The sequence below is a fragment of the Aureispira anguillae genome, assembly GCF_026000115.1.
GTDB lineage: Bacteria > Bacteroidota > Bacteroidia > Chitinophagales > Saprospiraceae > Aureispira > Aureispira anguillae.
The window spans coordinates 6,570,580-6,597,028 of sequence record NZ_AP026867.1 but is presented as its reverse complement, the minus strand read 5'-3'; the positions used below and the strand labels follow the sequence as shown (position 1 = coordinate 6,597,028).

Below are 26,449 nucleotides of genomic sequence, written 5' to 3'. Positions count from 1 at the left end.
GTTTTGAGGTTAAAAAATACTTGGATGATGTTTATTTTATAACATTGCTACTGCTGATTAGCAACAATTTTCGTTCCTTATTTTTCTTAGTGCGACAACTATGTCTTGTTGATTATCAATTCATTTTATATTAGACGTACCCTAACCTAACTTATTCATCTAAAGATAAGTTCCCATCCTTGTGTTATTTTTGTGTAAGTAAACGATTAATTAAGAAGGAATTACTTGCCTATTTTTAGTTTAGATAAAACCAAACAAACAGCATACACAACTGATAATCAACCACAAATCATTGCTCAACAGAATATTTTTTTTCTAAAAAAGTTTTTACCACAGAATCAACTAAAAACATAAACCTAATGCCCAATAAATGAAACATCAATGCACAAAGTGAACTAAAACATTAAGCAACACATTTAAAGTGCTGTCTAATAAAAAGCTATACATTCTGATCTTAGTTATTTACTCCTAATTGTTTGGTTCTATCCTAAAAATTATAGATTTTGTTTTGCTATAATCAAAGTTTTGTACTTTGTTTCTACTTCTTATCACACCAATCTTAAAATCAACGAATAATAAATATGAATAAATTAAGGCACTTCTTTTTACCCATTTTATTGGTATCAATGAACTTTTTAATGGCTCAAACGACTGCCAAATTGGAATGGGCAAAGCATATGGATGGAGGCAATTATAATGATGCCCCTTATGATGTAATTACAGATGCTGCGGGAAATGTTTACATAACAGGGGAATTTACTGGAACGGTTGATTTTGACCCTGGAATTGGTACTCTTAACCTCAATTCAGGAAGTACATTATACCCAAGTATTTTTATCCAAAAATTAGATGCAAATGGAAATCTGGTTTGGGCTAAATCATTGGGAAAATCATACGCCGATGATATGGGGTATGCTTTGGCCTTGGACGAAGCTGGTTCTTTGTACATCACTGGTGTCTTTTCTGGTCCAACTGATTTTAATCCTAGTCCATGGGTAGATACACTTTTTTCGAATGGTGGATTAGATGCATTCATTCTAAAATTGGATGCTGGAGGAAATTACCAATGGGCAAAAGCTCTAGGAGGAGGAAATTCAGATTATGGCTATGCCATTACCACCGATACTTTTGGTTACGTATATGCTTCAGGTATTTTCCGATTGACAGCTGATTTAGATCCAGGACCAGCGGTCCAAAATGTAACCTCTCAAGGGGGGTGGGATATTTATATTGAAAAACTGGATACAGCTGGAAATTTAATTTGGGTAAAAACAATTGGTGGTTCGAGTGATGAACATATAGAAGACCTCATTACCGATCATGCAGGAAATATTTATCTGACAGGATCTTTTGAAGGAAGCCCTGATTTTGATCCAGGAGCAGGAACATATAGCATTCCATCTGATGGAAACGAAGATATTTTTGTTCAGAAACTAGATTCCAGTGGTAATTTTGTCTGGGTAAATACCATGGGAGGTAGCTATAGTGATCGAGCCCAATGTATTAAATTGGATGATGCTGGAAATATTTATATAACAGGATATTTCAGAGGAACTGCTGACTTTGATCCTAGTCCAGCTACTCACAACATTACAGGAAATGGTTATCAGGATATTTTTATTGAAAAATTTGATCCTGCTGGAAATTTTCTATGGGTGAAGACGATGGGAGGAACTGCTTCCGATTATGGTGAAGAATTGGTGCTGGATGCTAATAATGATATTTATGTTGTTGGCTCCTTTGTGGGAACAGTAGATTTTCATACAGGAACAGCTGTTGTTGAGTTAACATCAGAAGGCTATCAAGACATTTTTGTTCAAAAAATAGATAATAACGGTCAGTTAATTTGGGCAGAGCGATTTGGGGGAACCTCCAATGACAAAGCCTATGCAACCACCATAGGACCTGCGGGAAATTTAAAAGTCAGTGGCTATTTTAGAAACATCAGCGACTTTGATCCAGGACCAGGAGTTTATAATTTGGGTTCTACAAACAGTAGGGATATTTTTGTTTTGAGCTTGTCAGAATGTATTCCTGCAACAACTACGATTACAGAAACCGTTTGTAATTCATACACGGCTCCCGACGGGCAGGTATACACCGCTAGTGGACAGTATACTGCTGAACTTCAAAGTGCATCTGGCTGTGATAGCATAATTACTATTGATTTAACCGTGAACCATAACCAAAGCAGTACTATTTTTGAAACGGTTTGCGACACCAGTTATACTGCTCCAAATGGGATTATTTATGGTTCTAGTGGGACTTATTTAGCAACGATACCCAATGCAGCAGGTTGTGATAGCACCATTACAATCCACCTCACGGTTACAAGTTTAGATAGTTCGATCTCTAAATCTGGAGATCTTTTAACCTCTAATGCAACGAATGTAACGTATCAGTGGATTGATTGTTCAAATGGCAATAGTCCAATTCTTGGAGCGACAAATCAAACGTTTACACCGCCTGTCAGTGGATTGTATGCTGTACAAATTGCTGGGTTAGGATGCCAAAAGACCTCTAATTGTTGGCAAGTTTCTCTAACGGGTATTAACCAAGTCAAAAGCTTACCTGGTGTAAAAATCTATCCCAATCCAAGTCAACAGTTCTTATACATCGAAAAAGGAAATCAGGATTTTCTAGAGCTGACGATTATAAACAATCTTGGAGTAACTGTTTTACAGGAGAAAACGCTAAATGATCTAATAGAACTGGATTTGAAAAAACTACCTGCTGGAGTTTTTTATTTGACCGTTAGTGATGGTAAGCAAAAGACCAGCAATAAAGTTATAAAACTGAACTAGAATCTATACTGAAAAAGATAAAATTCCCAAAGAAAGGGGTTGACATGAGAAGAGGGGTTTAAAACAGTTTTTCTTGAAATCATAGAACATTCCAAGGAAATAAAACGATGATGTTTAAGAGGCTGCTCTAAGCAGGGATGTCCACCAATAAAGAAGTGAAAATCCTATACTAACAAATATTTAGTATGGGATTTTGCTTTTTAGACCATTGTTTGGGTTTGTTTAGCTACTTATTATTGAGATCGGTTAGACTACACCAATAGCTATTTAGGAAAACTTATCTAAATACAAACAGACGATTGCTATCCAATTTTACCAATAACCCCATTAGAATAGAGAAGGACAACAAGGAAGACCCACCATAGCTAATAAAAGGTAGAGGAATTCCAATAACAGGTACCAAACCTGTTGTCATGCCAATATTAATAAATACATGAAAGAACAAAATACAAGCTACCCCTAATGCATAGTATTTCGTAAATGGAGAACGCTGTCGTTGTGCTAGAAATAAAATGCGTAAAATAAGCGCAAAGAAAACTAAAATAATAAATGTTGTGCCTATAAATCCCCATTCTTCGCCAACCGTGCAAAAGATAAAATCCGTAGATTGTTCGGGAACATAATCCAATTTGGTTCGCTCTCCCTGTAAAAAGCCTTTCCCTGTCCAGCCCCCTGAACCAATGGCAAATTTGGACTGTTCTACATTATACAAAGGACCTAAAGGATGGCATTTTTCAGGTCTTAACCATACCCATATTCGCTCTTGGCGATGATCTCCAATCAAATTATTAACAATGTAATTGACAGAAGCAGATAAGGCAATCGCTATACTCACTCCAATAGAAACAAAAAAGCTATTTTCCCATTTTTTTTCACCAATATTAAACACGGCTAAAACGACCATTATCAGTCCATTTAACCCTGTTAAAATCCAATAAGAGTCTACACCAAAAAAGAAATAAGTAATCAATGCTTCCAAGACAATAAGACCTAGCCAAAGATCCTCTTTTCGCCAAGATTTCATCAATACAGCATTCCCAATTAGTAAAATAGCATTGATCAACCACCAGGTTTCATCGTACAACAACGCTGCTATAGATAAAGCTGCAACCGCCAAACCTAAGATATAAATCCAAGCATCCATCCCCGCTCGGAACAATAGAATAAAAAAGGCAAAATAAACCAATGTAGACCCTGCATCTCCCTGTAGCAAAACTAGCACCACAGGCAGCAAAACAATCCCTAAGGTGGTCAATTTTACTCTCAATTCTTGCATTCTAGCACTGGGCATACTCAAATAAGCCGCCAGCATCAAACAGGTAGCTACTTTCGCAAATTCAGAAGGCTGAAACCTAAATCCGCCAATAGCAAACCAAGAAGTTGCCCCCTTTATTGGATTCGTAAAGAGTACTGCAATCAATAACAATAAGGCTATTCCATAAAAAACAGGGGCAAAGGTTTGGTAAAATTTGATTTCTATCAATTGGATGATCCCCACCAAAACACCTCCTACCGTAATCCAAAGTAGCTGCTTTCCATAATTTTTGTCCAAATCATATAAACTAGTAAAAGAATCTTGATCCAAGTACCCAGAAGCAAAAATCATTAACCAACCAGAAAAAACTAAGATTCCCCATAAACCAATGGTAATCCAATCGTATCCACCTATGTCTGAGTCTCTACCTTGACGCATATTATATATAACTTCTTGCAGTATTTAGGGCGTACAAATTGCGCTATTCTACTGTTGAATAAATTGGTTTTTCTCTTTTGATCAAATCTGCCTTTAGCATTTGTTTTTCTAATGATTTCCTGCTTGGAGCTTCAATGCTTCCTTTGATGTATTTTTCTATCATTAGACTAGAAATAGGCGCAGCATAAGCAGAACCATAGCCACCATTTTCTACATAAACAGCAATTGCAATTTTGGGCGTATCTCTAGGAGCAAAAGCAATAAAAGTAGAATGATCTTTACCTTTGTTATTCTCAACCGTTCCTGTTTTGCCACACATCACCAAATCGGGAATTTTAGATCGTCGCCCTGTACCTGCGGTTACTACTCGCTCCATCCCATCCACTACTGGTTCGAAATGCATTGGATGTACTTTGGTATAATGCCTTTCTTTAAATTTGTCAAGTACATTGGAAGTATCCCCTTCAAACTCTTTGGCAAAATGAGGAATATAATAAAACCCACGATTGGCAATTACAGCGGCCATATTAGCCATTTGCAAAGGAGTAATTAACAATTCTCCCTGTCCAATTCCAACCGAAACGGCAGTAGAGAACTTCCAAGTTCCTTTGCCATGTTTTTTATTGTAATAAGCAGCTGTTGGAACATGACCAGGTGCTTCATTCGGAATATCAATCCCCAATTTAGCCCCTAAGCCCCAAGCATGTAGGTGATTAGCAAGACGATCCATTCCTTTTTCGGGATAATAAAACCCATAAACATTGACCAATTCTCTAAATGTTTGGCAATAATATTTATTACAAGAATATTGAATTGCATTCCCAACATCATTAATAGCCCCATGCCCATGACAGCCTACTCTCAAAGAACCATAAACAAAACCACCACTACAAGCCATTCCTCTGTTGGGCGTTAAGATGCGTTCTTGTAAACCAATCGCTGATAAAACAGTTTTAAAAATTGACCCAGGAGGATATTGCGCCATCAGTGCCCGATTAAACAAAGGAATCAAGGAATCTCTTTGTAAAGCTTTAAACGCTTGTTTTCGATTTCTGTTAACCGCCAAGATAGAAGGATCATAAGAAGGCGTACTTACCATTGCCAAAATCTCTCCCGTAGAGGGCTCTATTGCTACAATTGCACCAACCTTATTTTGCATCAGTTGTTCTCCATAAGCCTGCAACTCCAAATCAATTGAAGTAATCAAATCATAGCCAGATATAGCGGGCTCGTCCATCTCTCCCGATTTGTATTTACCTTTTCGTTTTCCCCATTTGTCTTTTAATACGTGTTCTACCCCTCTCACTCCTCTCAATTGTTCTTCATACGATAATTCTAGACCACTAGTACCAATGTACTCGCCTTGCTGATACAAACCTTCAGATTTTTTTATCTGGCTGGCATTCACTTCACTAATGTACCCCAACATATGCGCCCCTACATGTGCAGGATAACCTCTCACACTCTTTAGACGGCTTTCAAAACCTGGAAATTCATACAATCGCTCTTCTATTGCAGCAAATTTATCTCCTGGAATTTGAGTCAAAAAATCAAAGGGTTTTCGTTGAGAAAAACGTCTATCTCTAAAATCTTTGTTCAGGTTTTCATAAAATGTACTATCGGTAATGCCCAATAATTCGCAAAAACCTGCTGTATCAATATTAGATTTTCGAATTTGGTTATAGGTTGCTTTGAGGTCATACATGGCCAAATTATAGACCAACAACTCACCATTCCTATCTTTGAGTGCTCCCCTTGAAGGATATAAGGTAACGGCTTCTCTATAACTATGTTGTTGTTGATACGACTTGTCCCAGACTTGGATTTGAAAACATTTGAACACAAGCATAATGGCACAAATAACGAATGCGCCTTGCAATATTTTTTGCCTATCTTGATACAAATCCTGCATATTCTTTTGGGTTATTCCACGCTTTAATAATAATAATTAGGCTACTTTTCATCATTTTCTAGTAGGAAGTTCAGCCAATCGACCTTATTGCTTTTGAAGTGCTTATTCTTTGGGGTTAAAAATATATTGGTATAGCGTAACAATGAGCATAGACAAAGCAAAAACCATTAACAAGGTTAAAAACCATAACCAAGAAAATAAACTCAACTGTTCTAAAGTAACTACCCAGATGGTGTGCCACAACATCAGTATACCACTATATTGCAAAAACCACCTCGTCCCTAAATTGTATTTTGTAGGTGCTTTCCCCGTTTCATAGCCCCCTCTTGGTTCCAACATAGCCAAAACCAAAGGTCTTGCGGCAGCCACCGCTACAGAGGTAGAAGCAAACAAACCTGGTGTATTGTAAAATGCATCAATGCACAATCCATAGATAAAAGCCAAGAGCATCACAGCTCCGTCCATCAACCCCACAGGTAATAACAAAATAAATACGGGATAGACATAAATATCAATGTGGACATACCCAATTCCTTTTAGGATAAATTGTATTATAATCAATAATACGAATCGAATAAAATTTGCTCGAATTAAACTAGTCATTGTTTACCTCCTCTTCTAACTTTATACGTTCTTCTTTTAGTAAATTAGATACAACATAAACATATTGAACACGATTCATATCATTAAATAAGGCTACCTTGATGGTATAAAAATTCACTCCTGGAGCTTTATAAAAACTATCAATCGCACCAATCAAAATTCCTTCAGGAAAAATGGTAGAATAACCACTTGTTACAATGGTATCTCCTTTGTGAATATCAGCATGCTTGGGTACAGATTCTAACGTCATATACCTCGAATCCAAACCATCCCACACCATAATTCCAAAGTTGTTTGTTCGTAAAATTTTTGCACTGATACGAGTGTCTAGATTCAATATGGACATCACAACAGCATAATTGTTACTTACTTTCTGTGCCACCCCAACAATTCCCTTTCCATTCCCATTCAAAACTCCTGAATTGGGATTCAATCCTTGTTGTGTTCCCTTGTTGATGGTTAAAAAATTACGTGGTCGGTGAATGGTATTGTTAATCACCTTTGCTTCAAAATAACGATAGTGTTGTTGTAGCGTGCTATCTTTTACTTCATTGGGATGCACCAAAGAACTAAATTTAGAACTTGGCAATTTCATTTTAAGTTCTGCATTCTCTCTAGCTAAGCTATCATTAACGGCCGAAAGGTTCCAATAATGTGTGATTTGGCTAGTAGACTCATAAACCCCACCCACTAATCGATTGGCAGAACTAATAAATGCCTGCTTATTTGAGTTGCTATTTCTTGTAAAATACATAAACAAGGCAATTCCCTGCAATACAAAAAAGGCAAAAACACCATTGTATTTTATAAAAAATAAAAGTATCCGCTGCATAATTCACTAAACTTCAAATGGGGCTCAAAAAGAATTTATCGAAAAAAATTGCCGAATCTACAACAGGGAAAAAGTCGTAGATTCGGCAATTAGATACAATTGTATATTGAGAAACTACATATTTTTATGTGTAATTAAGAAAGAGTACTTGGCTCTGTTCTTCAAGGCAATCCCCGTCCCACGAACTACTGCACGAAGTGGGTCTTCTGCAACGTGAACAGGCAATTTTGTTTTTTGAGCAATCCGTTTATCCAAACCTCTCAACAAAGCTCCTCCCCCCGTTAGGTACAATCCAGTTTGATAAATATCAGCAGCAAGTTCTGGAGGTGTATTCTCCAATGCTTTTAAGATAGCATCTTCTATTTTTGAAATAGATTTGTCTAGACAATGGCTAATCTCATTATAAGAAACCATAATTTGCTTAGGAATTCCCGTCATCAAATCACGACCATTAACAGCATAATCCTCTGGCGGCACTTCTAGTTCATGCAAGGCAGCCCCAACATTAATTTTGATTTGTTCAGAAGTACGCTCCCCAATCAACAAATTATGTTGACGGCGCATATAGTTCATAATATCAACGGTAAACTCATCACCAGCCGTACGAATGGATTGGTCACAAACAATACCAGCCAATGCAATAACGGCAATCTCGGTTGTTCCCCCTCCAATATCAATAATCATATTTCCAATTGGCTCTGTAACATCTAAACCAATTCCCAAGGCAGCAGCCATCGGTTCATGAATTAAGTATGTTTCTCTAGAGCCCACATGTTCTGCCGAGTCAAATACGGCACGTTTTTCCACTTCTGTAATACCAGAAGGAATACAAATCACCATGCACATATTGCGAAAAAACCGACGACGATTGGGAATCATATCAATCATTCCTTGAATCATCCGTTCTGCGGCCTCAAAATCAGCAATTACGCCATCTTTTAAAGGTCTAACAGTACGAATCATTTGGTGGGTTTTTTCGTGCATCATCATTGCCTTTCTACCTACTGCGATTACCTCATTGGTATTGCGGTTGACTGCAACAATAGAAGGCTCATCAACAATTACCTGATCATCGGCAGTAATTAGTGTGTTGGCTGTTCCTAAATCTATTGCTATTTCTTGCGTAAAAAAACTGAAGAAATTTTTCATTCTTTTATAAAAAGGATTGAGTGTTTGTGAAGCTTGCTAAAATTATCTATTAAATAATTGAGGGCGTCTAAAATTTTAGCAAGTTTCTATTAAAATAGTATATTCTTTATCAAGTTGTTAGGATAAGGGGCCTACAAAGCACAAATTTACCAATTAATCAATAGTTCAACAAAAATTTGTGCTACATTTTTGGATTAGATGTTAGCAAAAACAATTCTTTCAATTCTTTCAATTTTGAGAGATTTTTTTTTGCCTATTGATCTTGCTCCATTATAAGACTTTTTATCCACAAAAATAAGTCATGGGGATGCTTTTTATTATTTTTTATTGGTCTTTTTTAAAAAGTCTAAACATTTTTGAACCAACTCTTTACTATGCAATGGTAATTCTTCTTTTTGATAAGGGTGTACGCCACCAAAAACATGATTAGCAGCCTCTATAACATGCAATTCTGCCCGTTTGGCATTCTTCTGTAAATATTCCGCTGCAGAAGCAGGCACTGCGGGGTCTGCTCCACCATGTAAAATCAAATAAGGTTTGTCTAAATCCTGTAGTGTTTTCTGTACAGAGAGTCGTTCTTCGTTCGCTTTATAGTTTTCGTACAATTGATAATATAAAGGCATCTTTTGTTTGGTTCGTCCATTCATAATAAAATGCACTCCTTCCTCTTTCCACGCTGCAATTTGCGCTTCTTTTTGATGCCAAGAATAGTCCAACTCATGTACAGATGCCCAAGTAATAACTTGTTGAACTACCTCATTCTCTTTGGCTCCAATCAAGGCTATTGGTCCTCCTCTGCTATGCCCAATCAAGGTAATATCTTGCACATTCCAATGAATCTTTTGTTTCAATTCCTGCTCCTCTACAACCCAATCAATTACAGTTTGTAAGTCTTCTAATTCTTTGGTATAATTGTTTTGGCCAAAAGCCTCTAAATCCGAAAAATTAAGCGCATCCTCAGGAGTTGTGCCATTGTGCGAAAAATTAAATTTAATGAAACAATATCCTGCCTTTACAAATTCAATCGCTATTTTTTGCCAATGCCCCCAATCCTTAAACCCCTTAAACCCATGTGCAAAAATAACAATGGGTTGACGGCTTTCCACTTCAGACCAATAAACATCCAAGCTTACTGGCTTTCCACTTTGTCCTTTTAGTAAATAGTTTGTAATACTGTTCATTTATTTTTCTCTATTGATTTTTAAATATCTAATTTAAAGGTAAGTTTTTCTTTATTTTACCATTAAAATTTAAGCCGCTTTTTATTAAACGGTCGAATATTCCTAATAATTGGTTGTTAATAATTATTGGTTATTAAGGGCAATAGATCATTTTGTACAAAAAAGCAATTTATTCACAGAAAACCATCCTCATTTACATTAAACATTTAATGCATGTTAAGTAAATGATTCTTGTGGATTGTCCAAAATTTAAATATCATGAAAACAGAAATCGCTGAGATAAGAGATCATTTGGTTGATTTATTAAAAATTCATCAAGCCAACTTCACAATAACTTCCGATCAAATTGAAAAATTTGAAGTAACAGGTACGATTAAAACGATGCAAGGCAAAAAGCAAGTAGATGGCATCTATTTTGCAACCGTTATCCCCAAACCCAAAGATGTTCGTTTGTACTTTTTTCCTATTTATACGCATGTAGATCAATTCAAAAACTTGCCTGAAAACCTTCGAAAATGCCTAAAAGGAAAAAGCTGTTTTCATATCAAAAAAATGGATGATGCACTAGAAGTTGCCATCAAAGAACTTATAGATAAAGGGGTTCAAATTTATCAGGAAGTAGGTTGGTTAACAACTTTGTAAATCCATTGTTTATTCCCAATAATTTTAGCTTTTAACGAGGTGATAACAGAGGTTTCATACTGTCCGCTTTTATATTTTCAATTTTTATTGAAAATTCAGAAAGAATTTAGTATTTTTGTATAACAACAACTAGAGGGATACACTACTTTATTGTTGCCGTTATTTCATCTTTAACACCACTTTAGGGGTAAAGGCTATTTTAAAAACATAAACATAGGGTTAGCTCTATTGGATTTATTTTGCATGATAAAATCATTGTCTAACATAAAAGCACCTATTGACGCTGAAATCAAGGAATTTCATCACCGTTTCAAAGAAGCGATGAAAAGTGATGTTCCTTTATTAGATACCGTTACCAACTTCATTGTACGAAGAAAAGGCAAGCAGATGCGCCCCATGTTCATTTTTTTGAGTGCTAAAATTTGTGGAGAGATCAATGACTTGACGTATCATGCAGCAAGTTTAGTTGAATTGTTACACACAGCAACGCTTATCCATGATGATGTAGTAGATGACTCTATGCAACGCCGAGGTTTTTTCTCTTTGAATGCGCTTTGGGGCAACAAAATTTCTGTCTTGGTTGGCGATTACTTATTGTCTAAGGGCTTGTTGTTATCCATTGAGAACAATGCCATCAATTTGCTAAAAATCACCTCCAATGCCGTTCAAGAAATGAGTGAGGGAGAGTTACTGCAAATAGAAAAAGCACGCCGTCTGGATATTAAAGAAGAAGTTTACTTTAAAATTATACGCAAAAAAACAGCCTCATTAATTGCCTCTGCTTGTGCTAGTGGTGCCGCTTCTACTACTGACGACCCTGTTGTAATCCAAAAAATGCACGACTTTGGAGAAAAGATAGGGATTGCCTTTCAAATTAGAGATGACTTATTTGATTTTGGAGATGGGGATGCAGGTAAGCCCCAAGGCAATGATATACAGGAAAAGAAAATGACGTTGCCACTAATACACGCCCTTAATACCACCAATAAAGAACAGCGCAATTACATCATCAACATCATCAAAAACGAAAACACCAATCCTAAAAAAATTCGAGAAGTGACCGATTTTGTTTTGGCGAGTCCAGGAATTGAATACACTCGACAAATGATGTATAAATACCGCTCTGAAGCGTTTGATATTTTAAGAACCTTGCCTTTCTCTGATGCTAGAGAATCCTTAGAAGATTTAGTAAATTATGTAACCGAACGAAAAAAATAGTTACTTTTAACTTTTTCTAACATCTACTCTTGTAAGACTCCGTTAATTAGTTACGCTGCTGCGTATTTTTTAGTGGAGTAATGCGCTTAAACTAGCTCTCATTATTGCTGTGCAAAAAACACTACATTTTCAAAGTACGGTTTCTGTTTTTTTAATTTACCTTATTTTAAAAGCCGCTCCATTAGTAGCTGTAGTCTACTATTTTTCAGATTGGTCAATAGCAACCCCTGTTGCAATTGTTTTGCTCTTAACCATCTTAATTTACTCTGCTCTAACCAATCACGATTTTAGCATTGAGCATCAACAATTAACAATTGTTCCCAGTATCTTTTTTTGGAAAAAGGCCATTTACGTTCCCTATGCTACGATTGAACAAATAGAAATAAAATATGCCCATGAAAGAGACAATCGCCAATGGTTAACTATTTTTTCTAACGATAAAACAGGGCAATTGCAAGCTAAAAAATACCGCTGTGATTGGTTACACATGCAAGATCCCCCCGATGAAGATGACGACGACCATGGACATCCAGAACACGAATTGTTTGAATTATTAGAAAATGAAGATTTTTATCAAGGTTCTTTAGAACAATTGGCGCATGAATTAACGATAAAAGGAGTAACGATTAAGACCGTTTTTTAAGCTCTCATTACTCTGCTATTATCCCTTTTCAAGATACGTTTTGAGATTAGACATAGATTGCAAAGGAGTATCGACGACCGCCGAATTAACAACCCAATCTGGAAGGCTTCCTCCTGGCTCTGCAACACATTGTTGTACAACAGAAACATATCCATTTCCTTTATCTTGAATGATCCAATGCCCTTGTAATCGTTCTACTCGAACCACTCCACTATAAATAGGAGCTTTTTCATGAGACTTTAGAATCGTCATTTTAATATGAGCACGATTGGCAGAAGGGTAAGAAAATGCAAATCGAGTAATATTGTCCCGATCCGCAACTGGCCAAGGAGCATCAACCTTGGTATAAATAGTAACCAAATCTTTCTCTGAAGCACCTATTTCCCTTATTTCAATGGTATTGTGCAACCACTCAGAACGACTTCGTACATCTTTTAAGGTTTTTACAACGTCCCAAAAACTGGATTTTACAGTCATTTCTGCCTTATATTCTTTTATTCCCCAGCCCTCAATTTTTCGAGTATACACTTTTACTCCATTCTTTTCTTTAGCTAAGGACCATTCTTGAGCAAAAATTGAATTGGACAAAGAAGAGACAATAAAAAAGAGGGTCAGAATTTGGTATTTCATAGTTTAGCGTTTTAAATGATAGGTGTAGTGAGGAGGGGAGACAAAAGATAAGTTACATACTTTTACCCCATCTTTTTCTTTTTGGGTTCATTTTAAGTTTATTTTTTCAAAAAAAACAAAAAAAATTATTTTGTTTGAAACTTTTTGTTTTACTTTGACGTATAAACAATACAGAAACAAATAAAAAAACCAAAATGTTTGTTTTTCTTTATTGAACAAAACAAAATAACCATGACTGAAAAAGAATTGCTAAATGAACGGTTCAAAATAATATTCCAACATCTAGTAGATAAGGGAGAAATTGTGAAAAGTTCTAGAAATAAGGGCATGTCTAGTTTTGCCGAAAAAATCATGGGCAATAAAAGTTATGGGCATATCATAAGAGCTTATTTAAAAGAGGGAGATAGTAGAACAATTACCTATACACAAGCCAAACGATTGGTAAAGTATTATCATGTCAATTGGTCTTATATGTTTGATGGAGTAGGAGAGATATTTGCTGCTGATAATGTCCTCAGTTCTGAAGAAAATTCACCTCCCAAAGAAGGGCTGGCAGGTTCTCCTAAATCAGATGATGTTTACACAAAAACCAATGTTCCCAAACATAAAACCAACATTGTGTTTTCTAGTATCTCAGCATTTGCTAGTAGTACAGTAGATGTAGGAGTACATGAGAATTCTGAACGTTTTTATATTCCTGGAATGCAAGGAGAGCATATTGCTTTCTATATCAAAGGGGAATCTATGACCCCAACAATTGCAGATGGAGACATGGTTATCTGTCGTTCATTGGATTCGCATGAGCGCATTGTAGAAAATGAAATTTATGCGATTGTAACTTCTAGTGGGAATGTTATGGTTAAACGAGTTCAAAAGATACTAAACAAATACAAACAGGTGCAAGGCATCAAATGTATTTCTGACAATTACTTGGAACATGATCCATTTACCCTATCTATTAATGAAGTTCGAAAATTATTAAAAGTTGAACGTAAATTGACAGAGATAGGGCTCTAATAACAGCCTCAAAACAAGCAAGTCAAGTTATTATTTTGTCTTTATTCCCTAAATTTTCTATTATGAATAATCTAGCTTTTTACATCCAAGGAAACTCTATGGCACCAACTATTTCTAATGGAGATATGGTCATCTGTAGAGAACTAGAACCATTTGAAAGCATTGAAGAAAATGAACTTTATGCCATCATTACTACTTCAGGTATTGTGATGGTTAAACGGATTCAAAAAGTTCGTAGAAATGGAAATAGTCAAATTATACAGCTAAAATTAGCAGACGACAATCAACCTGAAAAATCTGCTTTTAAAATCCCAACTTGTAACATTAGAACTTTGCTAAAAGTTGAGGAAAAATTGACTGCAACAGCTTAACTATAATTTACCCATATAAGATTTATGAGAACCAATATTATATGAACCTGATTTTAATTTAACTTTTTATCAGAACCACAAGCTATTGATTTTCAAAATCAACAAATTTTAAATATACGCTAATAAAATTTCCTAAGTTGCCTCAACTGCGCTTGCGCACTCACGGAATAATTAAAACTTTTTTTTGACATCCAAAGTTATTTGTATTAACCCATTCACCTAACACAAAAAAACCTTCTGCCTATAAGTTAAACTGATTTTTAATTTGCTAAGTTCGAGAACACTAAACTGCCTTTCAAACCGCAATTGGAAGGCAGTTTTTTTTGTTCTTATACAACATTCATAAATAGGAATGCATCTATGTGTTTACTAGTCCATAATAATTATTACATAAACACCTCTTTGATGAAAACATTCTATTGTTTTATTTTTCTTCTATTCTATAGTTCATGGAGTTGGGCGCAAGACAATAACTCAGATAATGCCCTATTTACTGTTGTAGAACAAATGCCTCGTTTTGCAGGTTGTGAGGCACTAGAAGAAGAACAGGCTAAAAAAAGTTGTGCCGACCAAAAATTGCTACAATATATTTATACCAATATTCGGGTTCCACCTCATTTAGATAAAACCATCATCAGTTCTAAATTGGTTATATCTTTTATTGTTGATAAACAAGGACAAGTCATTGAACCAACCATCATTAGGAGCGTGCATCCTGATTTAGATGCTCTTTATATTGATTTGGTTAAAAACATGCCCAAATGGATTCCAGGAAAACACAATGGCAAAGCAGTTAATGTAAAAATAATGTTTCCTATTCAGCTTTGTTTTCGATAATCAACAATCATATAAGCTTGTGTTAGGAGTTCGTTTCAAAATAAAAAATCACAGCCCATTCTACAATGAACTGTGATTCGTTTATTCTAAAATTAAGGAATGCTAATGCTCAAAGCCAAATAGCCCCTTAACAAATTTTGTTATTTTATAAAATAACCAATACATAACGGGTACAACAACCAAGGTCAAGAAAGTAGCGAAAACCAAACCATAAACAATGGTCCAAGACATTGCCCCCCACATTACAGCATTATCACCTCCAATAAAAATGTTGGGATCTAATTCTGTTAAGAAAGAACCAAAATCAAAGTTAAATCCAATTGCCAAAGGAATCAGACCTAAAACAGTCGTTATAGCCGTTAGCAATACTGGTCTTAAACGGGTTTTTCCTCCCATCATAATCGACAACTTAACCTCATCATCCGATAGGTATTTTTTCCCTGTTTCTTTCTTTTCTCTAGATTGCAAAAAGTTGATGTAGTCAATCAATACAATGGCATTATTTACCACAATTCCTGCCAAGGATATAATACCAATCCCTGTCATAATAACCACCAAATCCATTCCTGTTCCCCAATAACCTAAAAGTACACCAATGGTACTAAAGACAATAGAGAGAATAATGATAAATGGTGATACAAAAGAGTTAAATTGAGACACTAAAATCAAGAAGATTGCAAAGATGGCAATCAATAATGCTTGGCTTAAAAAAGCCATGTTTTCTGCCATTTCCTCTTGCTCTCCTGTAAATACATAAGTATAAGACTCTCCTAAGTTTACATCTGCATATTCTTCCATAGCTTGTTTAAGCTCTTCGACTACTTCATTAGGATTAAACCCTTCTAAGATATTAGAATAAATGGTAATGGTACGTTTCTCGTTTTTGCGTTTAACAGCACTATAAGTAGAACTAGGACGCTTGCGAGCCACTGCCGAAATAGGAACCTGAACAATACGTCCTCCTGCATCCATATTTCTAAACGTAACCATTTGATTCATGAGCGCCTCATTGTTATTTCGATACTCCTCATTAAATCTCAAGATAATTGGATACTCATCTTCTCCATCTTTAAATTTGCTCACTTCTCGCCCATACAATGCAGTATTCAATGATTTTGCAATATCCAACGTAGATAAACCATAACGTCTAGAAGCCTCTCGATCTACCTCAATAATGTCCTGTTGAACCTTAGAAGAAATATTCATATTCAACTCCTCTACTCCTGGTACATTCAAGGATTCTAGATGTCTTAGCACATCATCTGCAACAATTGTTAACTCCCTCATAGATTTATCATCTCCAGAAATTTCCAAGTTAATTGGCTTTCCTGTTGGAGGTCCCTCTGCATTTCGATCCACCACCAACGAAACACCAGCATATCCTGTCAGTGCAGCACGAATGGAATCCATTGCATCAAAGGTAGATAAGCCTTTTCGCTTATCAGAAGATACAAAAGCAACCGTAATACGAGCTTTGTTTGGTGTTGCTCCTGGCTCTGGTGGAGCTGCTGGATCTGATGTATTTTCTCCAATTTGTGATAATACTGCATCTACAATTCCTGCATCCTTAAAGGTCTTAATGGATCGATCCACCTTGCCCTCCAATTCTTGCATTAATGCATTCGTACTATGTATATCACTACCAATTGGTAATTCAACAAAAGCATTGATGTATAGAGGATCTGTTTCTGGAAAAAAGACCGTTTTAGGAGGATTGCTACTCAATAAAGAAATAGAAGTAAATAGCAATAAAATAACTCCGATAAAAGTAACCAATGGCATAATGCCTTTTAGGACAAAATGAATGAAGCGGTCATATCCATTTTCTAACCATGGAAGTACTTTAGTTTGAAAAATTACAGCACCAGGTCTTAGTATAAAATACGTTGCCAAGCTTAGTATCATTGCCATCCCCAAAGCATTTCGCAACCACATAACACCATTCATGTGCATAATAATTGCTCCTACCAACATCCCTCCAGCGGCTAATAGGTTGTTAATCATTTTCCCCTTTTCATTCTCTCGCACCAATTCGTTGGAATCTATTTTCATCAGGACGGAAGCAAATACAGGAGTTAAAACCAAAGCCACAAACAAGGAAGAACTCAATACAATAATCAATGTCAGTGGCAAATAGCCCATAAACTCTCCCATTATACCAGGCCAAAACATCAACGGCACAAAGGCAGCTAAGGTAGTTGCAGTAGAAGCAATAATTGGCATAGCAACCTCTCCCGCTGCTTTCTTGGAGGCATCTATCCCCGAATAACCTTCTTGCATGTATCGATAAATGTTCTCCACCACAACAATAGAGTTGTCTACCAACATTCCCAAAGCCAAAATCAAAGAGAATAATACAATTACATTTAGGGTAATTCCCATAATGTTTAGGATTAAAATTCCCATCAACATTGATAATGGAATCGCCAAACCGACAAACATGGCATTTCTAAGCCCTAGGAAGAATAGTAAAACCAAGACCACCAAAATTACCCCAGAGATAATACTATTCTGCAAGTTAGCCACCTGATCCCTAGTATTAATAGATTGATCGTTAAAGATGGTCACTTTCAATTCATCTGGAAATTTATTGGCTTTTGCCTTCTCTACAATTTCCTTGATTTGATCCGATGCCGAAAGTAGGTTCTCGCCTGCTCGTTTGATAACATCTAAAGAAACAACAGGCAATCGGTCGGAACGGGCAATACTAGTTGGAGTAGCAACCCCTTCTACAACCTTGGCTACGTCCTTGATAAAGACAGCATTTTGGAATTCACTTTTAATAATGATATTTTCAATATCTTCTATGGTCTTGAACTCCCCCACTACTCTTACGGAACGGTTAAAGCCATTAAAATTACGTTCTCCCGCAGACATAGTAATGTTTTCCATTGCAATCGCATTGGCGATGTCATCAAAACTAATCTGCTTGGCTTGCATTTGCTTCCAATCTACATCAATTTGAATTTCTTTCTCTGAAGTTCCTTTTAGTTTTACCTCTGATATTTCCGAAAGTTTCTCAATTTCAGTTTGTAAATATTCGCCAAAAGAACGCAATTCGTCATTGGAGTAGTCTCCAGACAGATTGACCGTCATAATAGGGAACTCCGAAAAGTTAATTTCAAAAACATTTGGTCCAGCAGTCAAATCCTTAGGAAAATCTTTGTCTCCTTTGGCTTTGTCTACGGCATCTTTTACATCTTGCAATGCTTTATCTACTTCAACGGTTGTATTAAACTCTACAATAATATTTGAAAAGTCATTGATAGAGTTCCCATCCATTTTTTTCACCCCATTAATTGAGGCCAGTTCTTTCTCAATTGGAATGGTAACCAACGTTTCCATATCCTCTGCTGAGTTTCCAGCATAGGTTGTTGCCACATAAATTGTAGGAATTACAATTTCAGGAAACTGTTCCTTGGGCATTGTGTTATACGATTGAACTCCAAACAGCAAGATCATAACGGTCAACAAGAAGATACTCGTTGCATTATCTACTGCAAAGGAGGTCGCTCTAAAATTTCTATATAATTTATTATTATCGCTCATCCTGCTTTTTATTTTAATGCTCTAGCACAGTGATTAGAATCCATTCTTATTCAGGTAATACTTTTACCCAATCACCATCAGAGACTTGTCTAGCACCTTTGATTAATAAGGTTTCTTCTCCTGTCAAACCTGTTTTTATAATCGTTTCATTATTATAACCTTTTCCCATCTTCACGACCTTTTTAACCGCCTTATTCCCCTCCAAAACCATTACATAATCTGCACCACTAACATCTTGGAGAATCAATTGATCAGGAACAACAATAGCATCTTTAACCTCATAATCATTAACCAACATAGTCGCCAACAGGTTTGGCTTTAGCAAACCGTTTCTACTATTCACAGCTGCCTCTACTTCAAAAGTTCTATTAGCAGGATTAATAATACGACCGATGGTCATCACACGTCCCTTTTGCTCCTCTTTTAATGCAGGAAATTTAAGTAGAACGCTCTCTCCTCTTTTTACTTTACCAAGGTAAATTTCAGGAATAGCAGCAACCACTTTTAGTTTTTGAGTATTCAAAATTTGAACAATAGGAGCTCCAGGACCAGCCATTTCCCCTTCCTTGGCCATTACCATATCAACATAGCCACTAATAGGGGCATAAACATTGGCTTTGGTTAGTTCATACTCCATGCTTTCTTTATTTTTTAATAGAGATTCTACTTGGCTTTTAGCTTGTAAGAACTGAACTTCCGAACCAATTTTTTGCTTCCAAAGATTTTCTTGGCGCTTAAAAATATCTTGTGCCAACGACAGTGATTCATCCAATTGAGCAATGCTCTTTTTGATGCTTTCCAAATTTATCTTAGCAATCAAATCTCCTTTCTTGACATACTGCCCTTCCTTTACCTTCAACTCTACAATTCTTCCTCCTGTTTCGCTACTTGCCATACCAGGGTCCTCAGCAGGAACGACATTCCCCTGAACTTCAACAAAGTGGTTAAAGTCCTTAATAGTCACCTTAGCAACCGTCACTGGTACTTCTTTTTTCTTATTGGCATTGGGGTCCAATTTTGCGATAATAGCCTCAACATCAGAAATTTCACCTCTGAGTGTTTTGAGTACTCGACGTTTTTCTTTTAATACTTTGCGTGCTTCATCTAGTGTTTTAGGCGCTTCATTGCTCACCTCACTTTCACTACCACAAGCAACTGCCAACATTAAATAGGCAAAAGCAAAAAGATATAGTGTATTTTTCATTTCTTAATTTAAATTATAGTGGTTTATTACTTCCTTATTTATATGCATTAAATAGACCTTCATTGATGAATCAACTAGACATCTATTTATTTCCCTAAGGCTTTATCCAAATCCGCCTTGGCAACAACCAACTCATACAAAGCATTTAAGCGATTGGCTTGCGTTCTATAGAGTTCTTGTTCTGCTTGGGACATTTCTAAACTAGAGCCTACTCCTTCACGATATTTGATTCTAGTTGTATTAAGAATTTTTTCGGCCAATGCTAAGTTTTTGTCTTGGTTTTCTAAACGCTCTCTAGCATTGTTATAAATTGCTCTAGAGTTAACAACTTGAAGTTTAATACTTCTTTTTAAATCCTCTAATTGCAATTTATATTTAGCTACATCAATTTTAGATTTCTTGATTTTTGCAGCTTTGTCAAAGCCATCAAAAATAGGCACATCTAGTTTTAAACCAACAAGTGTAGTAGGGAAAAATCCAGGAGAATTAGCATCAAATAAATCATCTCTTTGCAAGACTTGTTGATGCGATGCAAAAGCAGATAAACTAGGCAAATAGCCCATCGTATAACGCTTGACATTTAATTCATTTAAGTGGATGGTTTGATTCAATATATCTGTTTCAATACGCTGGTCGTATGCAACTTCTCCCTCCAAATCATTGGCATCTGGCAAAGCCATAATATCATCTAATTTGTTGGTCAATTGGATTTCTTTATCCAAAGGGTAATTCATTTGAAACTTTAATACATTATAAGCCAACTCTGTTTGACGAGCAAGTGCCTCTAGTTCTACTTGCAAATTAGATAGGGAAAGATCCAAACGATCCACATCCAATTGTTCAACCATTCCATTGTCTAAAAACGCTTGCGTTTCCGCTTTCATTTTTTTGAGGTTCTCTATATTGCGTAGCAACACCCCTTTGTTTTCTTCTGCAATTAATACTTGTAAATAAGCCTTTACTACAGTATGTTTAATGTCATATTTTGTTAAATCTGCTTGACGTTTTGTCATTGCCAACAAGCCTCTAGATGCTTTTAACCCAACAAAATAAGAACCATCAAAAACCAAGGTACTTAGGTTCAGAGAGAATGTTAATTGATTTCGAGTTCCAAACTTTGTTTCAGTATAACCTGGTTCTGGCTTAGGAAGCGGAATTCCTGGAATCTCAAATGCAAATGCATCATTGGGAATCAATTGGGTAGGAAGGTGGATAAAATAATTGTATTCGGCTCCACCATTTAGCTTTGGGATACCAATGGCAGTATATTCTTGTACTTCTGCCTTGGATTTTGCAATATCGAGTTCTGCTGTTCGAACACTGTTGCTTCTAGTTTGCGCATAGGTAACAGCTTCCGATAAAGAAAACTGATCTGCCTCCTGTGCTTGTAGCATTCCGATTGCCATCACCAAAACAATTAATAAACTGTTTAGTTTTTTCATAGCATACTATGGTTATATTTTTATGATATTTGTTTGAATAAATTTGCTTAATAGATCTCACCTGTTGGATCTAAACTATCTAGCATTTCTCTTAATTGGATGCGTCCTTTATCGGAAACAATTCCACATATATGATATCGTATAAATTCTTTGTGCAAAACATGAGTAGGAAACTGAGTCACTGGAAACAATTCGTTGTCTGAAAGTGTCAACATCAAACTAACATATAACCTAGATACTAACTCAACATTCAGATTATCTCGATAGACTCCTTCTTCTACTCCTCCTCTCAAATTATTTTCTACCATATGTACAATATCCTTACGATGAAAATTATCCATCATTTCCCATATTGGTCTATGGTATTTTTGCAAATCAAAAATCAAAGAAGGGTTAATCTCCTTTACTTGTTGCTGTACATATAAACTCACTTTTAATAATTCGTCTAAAGCATTTTCTGATTCTTTTTGAATCCTACAGCACATATCTTGATCTTGTATAATATGCCTTTTCATTACTTTAGAAACCAAATCGTGCTTATTTTCTATGTATAGATATAGTGTCTTTTTAGACATTCCTAGGTCTCTTGCTATATCTGCCATTGTAACACTACGTATTCCATACTTTCTAAATAGAATTTCAGAGGCATCTAATATTTTTGTTAACTCATCCACATGATTCATTGTTAAATTAGGGGTTATTAATTCCCCATGTTTTTTTGATATTTTTTTAATTTGCTTTGTTTTTTGACAAAACTCTAAACACTATTGTAGTTTCTAAAGTTTCCGCAGGGTCAAAAGAAATACGCTTATTGGCGCAAAAGTAAATTAAAAACAAAGGAAACCCAAGTTAAGTTTTAAGTTTCCTCAGTTTTTTAACATTTTTTAACAAAAATATTGGAACGTGTTTTGGTTGAAAAATACGGAGTATTACAAATTAACACGACTATCTAATAGATTTATCTATTTTTATACTTTATAAAAACAATCATTGCATAAAAAGTTCCTGAATTTAATCTTAAATAAACATATATAATATACTATGAAATTACGATTCTTATTAATCCCTCTAACAGCATTTTGCATGATCTCTTCTTGTTCTTCTTGCGGAGAAGGGAACAATGGCACTAATGCGACCAATTCCAATAACGATAGTACGAGCCTAAGCATAAATAATATGGATGAAAACGGGAATCGTAGTGAAGAAGAACAATTAGAATATGACATGACAGCCATGATAACAGAGCAAGTAGCGCTCGCTAATCGTTCAAAATCCAATCGAGTAGAAACAATGATTGCTGGTTTTGAATTGGGCATGACCAAACGAGAGGTCAAAAAACATATGCTTCGAATGAAGCAAAAAAAACACCTCGTTCGTGTTAAAAAATCTGCCAAAGTATTTGAATATGTTTATCAACTAAAGCTAAAAAGTGGTAAATCAAATACCTATATGGATTTTGAGTATGGTCGCAATGGAGGAGTATACAAAGCTGTTTGCAAACCCAGTAAATTTCGAGGTAAAAGCAAAAGTAAGTTTTTAGAAGAGGTACACGATTTATTAACGGAGTGGTATGGTCCACATAACTTTCAGTTGCCCAACAGCAAAACTTGCGCTCACTATGTCTGGATCACAGGCAATCGCCACATCGATTTATATTGTACTTCCAAAAATGTGGAATTTGTCTATACTGACCTTAATGTTGAAATCCCTGCAAGTAGCAGCAAGCAGCAAAAAGACAAGGTAGTGATGTAATTGTTTCAACTAAAGGATAAACTTAACCTCTGACCAACAAGCCTATTGGAACTCCTAACGATTGAGTTCCAATATAGCTATAGAACCTGTTTAAGTAATCGCATCCTCTTAAATAGTAACAATGTTCTTAGTTGTATCGTTAAAACAATAAAAATTGAAATTCATACATTTAATAAAGTCTCCCTTCATACTACTATTGCTGAAGGATAAGGGGGGCTTAGTTTAAGCTACTGGGGAGATGTTTTTACTCCTTTCTGGGCTGATTGGAAGATTTAAAACGTAGATCAAGAAAAAGTTGTGATAGCGTTTTATGCCTTTGTCTGCCCCACGCTCTAATGCTTTATAAACACCATTACTATGAAAAGATACCTTGCGAATACCGATAGTCTTTCTTATGACAAAACATTTAATTTATTGTATTTAATTAAGAATTATCTGCCGATCCGTAAAAAGACGAGTTTAATTCGAAAAGAACAACAAGAAGATAAAGAATTCTCCAATCTATTTATTTGGGATATTAACACTAAGCAAAAATCTAAAGTTTTCTCTGATGAAATTGCCCAAACTGAACAGGTTCAGAAAATAATTTTTGAAAAGGATTACAACGAAAAAGAACAAAGAATTGTCTTTAATATAGAAACACAATTGCTCAATTATCACAATGTTCCTTTTCGTCACCCTAAAAATAACCTGCTTATAGAAACCTATCATCGTTCATCTGAAAAGCACCATCTTTGGTTATGTGACAAACAAGGTAAAGGGCTCCAAAAAATAGCAAGCCTTAGTTCTAATACCCAGTGGCATTTGGATGTTGGCAATCATCTAATTCGTATGATAACTCATTCAAAAACAGACATAGACGTACAAGAAATAACATGGTAAAATACAACTAGAATTTATTGTTTATTTTTAAATATCTAAAGATGTTTTTTTTTTTATTTTCTCCCTCAAAAACATCTGTGACTCAGAGCACTTTTATTCTAAAAAAACTTACTATATTTGGGCTCTATCTCCCCAAATGAAGCATAAATTTATAACTAAATGAGTAGCACTACTGCTACTACAAGGCGGATAAACATGAATGTTAAAATCATAAACAAATCAAAAAATGCGCTTCCTAACTACGCTACCATAGGTAGCGCAGGCATGGATTTAAGAGCCAATACCAATGAAACGATTACCCTTCAACCACTAGAAAGAAAAGTAATTCCAACTGGTCTTTACTTAGAGCTTCCTGTTGGTTATGAAGCTCAAATTCGTCCTAGGAGTGGTTTGGCATTAAAAAAAGGATTGTCCATCCCGAATGCACCTGGAACTATTGACAGTGATTATAGAGGTGAAGTAGGGGTTATCTTAATCAACTTATCCTCTACTCCTATTCAAATAGAGCCGTCTGAACGTGTTGCTCAAATGGTAATTGCTAAATACGAAACAATCGAGTGGGAAGAAGTAACCGCACTTGCTGAAAGTGAGCGTGGCACGGGAGGATATGGCAGTACTGGAAAATCTTAACCAAAGGTAAGTGGACAATAAAAGTAATTAGGAATAAATTAACTGTGTGGTGGGGATTTTTCCCTAGCTTTTTTTTACTTTCGTATGCTACCACTTATGAGATCATACCTTCTAGTTTTTCTACATGAAGTGTTATTCTATAGCTTATTTTATAAGCACCAAACAGCCGTCAAAGAATAACTTTTGGGGCTAGAAAAACAAAGCAAAGCAATCTCATAAATCATAGCAAACACAAAAATACAGCGCAATTAACTAACCATATACTAACGTTGTCTACCTACTTCATAATATCGACCTTGGCAATAGCCAAAAGATAGCTAGGTATAGCCCCCCCCTTTCAACGATCAATTATTTACCAACCTCTAGCAGAAACATACCCCCTTTTAATACTCAATATTCTTCTGTTAGACTTAGAAAAACAAATAACAATCTTTTATGAAAATAATAATACCAATGGCTGGACGTGGTACTCGTTTGCGTCCTCATACTCTAACTGTTCCTAAACCATTAGTGGAAGTTGCAGGAAAATCAATTGTCAAAAGATTAGTTGAAGATTTAGCAGCTGCTTATGATGGCAAAATTGAAGAAGTTGCGTTTATTATTGGTGATTTTGGTGAAGCGGTAGAACAAGATTTAATTGCTTTAGCCGAAAGCCTAGGAGCCAAAGGTTCTATTTATCATCAAACCGAAAAATTAGGTACAGCTCATGCTATTTTGTGCGCAAAAGAAAGCTTGAGTGGAAACGTCATTGTTGCTTTTGCTGATACACTATTTAAGTCCGATTTCTCACTAGATACAACACAAGATAGTGTACTGTGGGTTCAACAAATAGAAGACCCTTCTGCTTATGGAGTGGTTACTTTAGATCAAGAAGGTTACATTAGTGAATTCGTTGAAAAACCAACCACCTTTGTATCAGACCTAGCTATTATTGGTATTTATTATTTTAGAGATGCAAATATGCTCAAAAACGAATTGCAATACCTTATTGACAATGATGTTAGGGATAAAGGTGAATACCAAATCACCAATGCACTCGAAAATATGAGAAGAAAAGGCGTTAAATTTCGCACACATGCCATTCAAGAGTGGCTAGATTGTGGCAATAAAAATGCTGTCGTTTATGCCAATGAACGAATTCTTGAAATCAAGCAAGATGCTGCTACCGTTTCGCCCAATGTTGTTTTAGAAAATTCAACAATTATTCCTCCTTGCTTTATAGATCAAGGGGTAATTATTCAAAATTCTGTCATTGGTCCTCATGTCTCTATTAGCAAAAATACGGTTGTTAAAAATTCAATCATTAGCAAAAGTATTATTCAAGATCATGCCGTGATTAACAATATCGTGACTGAAAATTCAATGCTAGGATCTCACACAGAATATATTGCTCAAAAATCAGAGCTTAGCCTCAGTGATTTTTCAAAATTCCACCAATAGTACAACTATAGATTATAA

22 protein-coding genes are annotated in these 26,449 nt (G+C 35.7%); 11 read left to right on the top strand and 11 right to left on the bottom strand.

The features are described from left to right. Positions 1-581 precede the first annotated feature (581 nt). Positions 582-2,804: a T9SS type A sorting domain-containing protein gene (locus AsAng_RS25795; RefSeq protein ID WP_264790020.1), complete on the top strand. Its 2,223-nt coding sequence runs from the start codon at positions 582-584 to the stop codon at positions 2,802-2,804. Between the two features lie 277 nt (positions 2,805-3,081). Here the strand turns inward: AsAng_RS25795 and rodA are convergent, their stop codons facing one another. The 6 genes from rodA to AsAng_RS25765 all read right to left on the bottom strand — a co-directional run bounded on the left by rodA (position 3,082) and on the right by AsAng_RS25765 (position 10,174). Beyond that, the gene (gene rodA, locus AsAng_RS25790; RefSeq protein WP_264790019.1) at positions 3,082-4,497 is read right to left on the bottom strand and encodes a rod shape-determining protein RodA; all 1,416 of its coding nucleotides are present in this window, start codon (positions 4,495-4,497) and stop codon (positions 3,082-3,084) included. A gap of 43 nt (positions 4,498-4,540) precedes the next feature. After that, a complete protein-coding gene (gene mrdA / locus AsAng_RS25785; RefSeq protein ID WP_264790018.1) occupies positions 4,541-6,409 on the bottom strand; it encodes a penicillin-binding protein 2 in 1,869 nt (622 codons plus the stop codon). Positions 6,410-6,511: 102 nt separating this feature from the next. Beyond that, a complete protein-coding gene (locus AsAng_RS25780; RefSeq protein ID WP_264790017.1) occupies positions 6,512-7,012 on the bottom strand; it encodes a rod shape-determining protein MreD in 501 nt (166 codons plus the stop codon). Further along, on the bottom strand, positions 7,005-7,844 hold the full coding sequence (mreC, locus tag AsAng_RS25775) for a rod shape-determining protein MreC (RefSeq protein ID WP_264790016.1): 840 nt from the start codon (positions 7,842-7,844) through the stop codon (positions 7,005-7,007). The genes AsAng_RS25780 and mreC overlap by 8 nt, the downstream gene beginning before the upstream one ends. Positions 7,845-7,958: 114 nt before the next feature. Beyond that, positions 7,959-8,993 (bottom strand): rod shape-determining protein, encoded by a 1,035-nt coding sequence (locus tag AsAng_RS25770; protein ID WP_264790015.1) that lies wholly within the window; start codon positions 8,991-8,993, stop codon positions 7,959-7,961. Between the two features lie 317 nt (positions 8,994-9,310). Continuing rightward, positions 9,311-10,174, bottom strand: a complete 864-nt coding sequence (locus AsAng_RS25765) for an alpha/beta hydrolase family protein (RefSeq protein ID WP_264790014.1) — start codon at positions 10,172-10,174, stop codon at positions 9,311-9,313. 258 nt (positions 10,175-10,432) lie between these two features. Here AsAng_RS25765 and AsAng_RS25760 point away from each other — a divergent pair, with 258 nt between their 5' ends. The 3 genes from AsAng_RS25760 to AsAng_RS25750 all read left to right on the top strand — a co-directional run bounded on the left by AsAng_RS25760 (position 10,433) and on the right by AsAng_RS25750 (position 12,677). Next, the gene (locus AsAng_RS25760; protein ID WP_264790013.1) at positions 10,433-10,816 is read left to right on the top strand and encodes a DUF1801 domain-containing protein; all 384 of its coding nucleotides are present in this window, start codon (positions 10,433-10,435) and stop codon (positions 10,814-10,816) included. A gap of 243 nt (positions 10,817-11,059) precedes the next feature. Next, positions 11,060-12,034, top strand: a complete 975-nt coding sequence (locus tag AsAng_RS25755; protein WP_407655309.1) for a polyprenyl synthetase family protein — start codon at positions 11,060-11,062, stop codon at positions 12,032-12,034. A gap of 109 nt (positions 12,035-12,143) precedes the next feature. Further along, positions 12,144-12,677: a hypothetical protein gene (locus AsAng_RS25750; protein ID WP_264790011.1), complete on the top strand. Its 534-nt coding sequence runs from the start codon at positions 12,144-12,146 to the stop codon at positions 12,675-12,677. An 18-nt stretch (positions 12,678-12,695) separates the two neighbouring features. Here the strand turns inward: AsAng_RS25750 and AsAng_RS25745 are convergent, their stop codons facing one another. After that, positions 12,696-13,307, bottom strand: coding sequence for an START domain-containing protein (locus AsAng_RS25745; protein ID WP_264790010.1), 612 nt, complete (start codon positions 13,305-13,307; stop codon positions 12,696-12,698). A 231-nt stretch (positions 13,308-13,538) separates the two neighbouring features. Between AsAng_RS25745 and AsAng_RS25740 the strand changes: the two genes are divergently transcribed. From AsAng_RS25740 to AsAng_RS25730, 3 genes are all read left to right on the top strand, one after another. Then, complete coding sequence (locus AsAng_RS25740) at positions 13,539-14,324, top strand: S24 family peptidase (protein ID WP_264790009.1); 786 nt, start codon at positions 13,539-13,541, stop codon at positions 14,322-14,324. Between the two features lie 62 nt (positions 14,325-14,386). Beyond that, the gene (locus AsAng_RS25735; protein WP_264790008.1) at positions 14,387-14,695 is read left to right on the top strand and encodes a S24 family peptidase; all 309 of its coding nucleotides are present in this window, start codon (positions 14,387-14,389) and stop codon (positions 14,693-14,695) included. Positions 14,696-15,100: 405 nt separating this feature from the next. Next, positions 15,101-15,532 (top strand): energy transducer TonB, encoded by a 432-nt coding sequence (locus AsAng_RS25730; RefSeq protein WP_264790007.1) that lies wholly within the window; start codon positions 15,101-15,103, stop codon positions 15,530-15,532. A 102-nt stretch (positions 15,533-15,634) separates the two neighbouring features. Here the strand turns inward: AsAng_RS25730 and AsAng_RS25725 are convergent, their stop codons facing one another. From AsAng_RS25725 to AsAng_RS25710, 4 genes are all read right to left on the bottom strand, one after another. Continuing rightward, complete coding sequence (locus AsAng_RS25725) at positions 15,635-19,081, bottom strand: efflux RND transporter permease subunit (protein ID WP_264790006.1); 3,447 nt, start codon at positions 19,079-19,081, stop codon at positions 15,635-15,637. Between the two features lie 46 nt (positions 19,082-19,127). Next, the gene (locus AsAng_RS25720; protein WP_264790005.1) at positions 19,128-20,285 is read right to left on the bottom strand and encodes an efflux RND transporter periplasmic adaptor subunit; all 1,158 of its coding nucleotides are present in this window, start codon (positions 20,283-20,285) and stop codon (positions 19,128-19,130) included. An 86-nt stretch (positions 20,286-20,371) separates the two neighbouring features. Continuing rightward, on the bottom strand, positions 20,372-21,727 hold the full coding sequence (locus AsAng_RS25715; RefSeq protein WP_264790004.1) for a TolC family protein: 1,356 nt from the start codon (positions 21,725-21,727) through the stop codon (positions 20,372-20,374). A 47-nt stretch (positions 21,728-21,774) separates the two neighbouring features. Beyond that, positions 21,775-22,410 carry a TetR/AcrR family transcriptional regulator gene (locus tag AsAng_RS25710; RefSeq protein WP_264790003.1) on the bottom strand — a complete coding sequence of 212 codons (636 nt, stop codon included), beginning with the start codon at positions 22,408-22,410 and terminating at the stop codon, positions 21,775-21,777. A 358-nt stretch (positions 22,411-22,768) separates the two neighbouring features. Here AsAng_RS25710 and AsAng_RS25705 point away from each other — a divergent pair, with 358 nt between their 5' ends. From AsAng_RS25705 to AsAng_RS25690, 4 genes are all read left to right on the top strand, one after another. Continuing rightward, positions 22,769-23,479: a hypothetical protein gene (locus AsAng_RS25705; RefSeq protein WP_264790002.1), complete on the top strand. Its 711-nt coding sequence runs from the start codon at positions 22,769-22,771 to the stop codon at positions 23,477-23,479. A gap of 357 nt (positions 23,480-23,836) precedes the next feature. After that, the gene (locus AsAng_RS25700; protein ID WP_264790001.1) at positions 23,837-24,361 is read left to right on the top strand and encodes a hypothetical protein; all 525 of its coding nucleotides are present in this window, start codon (positions 23,837-23,839) and stop codon (positions 24,359-24,361) included. A 195-nt stretch (positions 24,362-24,556) separates the two neighbouring features. Beyond that, complete coding sequence (dut, locus tag AsAng_RS25695; RefSeq protein WP_264790000.1) at positions 24,557-24,991, top strand: dUTP diphosphatase; 435 nt, start codon at positions 24,557-24,559, stop codon at positions 24,989-24,991. 435 nt (positions 24,992-25,426) lie between these two features. Then, positions 25,427-26,431: a sugar phosphate nucleotidyltransferase gene (locus AsAng_RS25690; RefSeq protein ID WP_264789999.1), complete on the top strand. Its 1,005-nt coding sequence runs from the start codon at positions 25,427-25,429 to the stop codon at positions 26,429-26,431. Positions 26,432-26,449 lie beyond the last annotated feature (18 nt).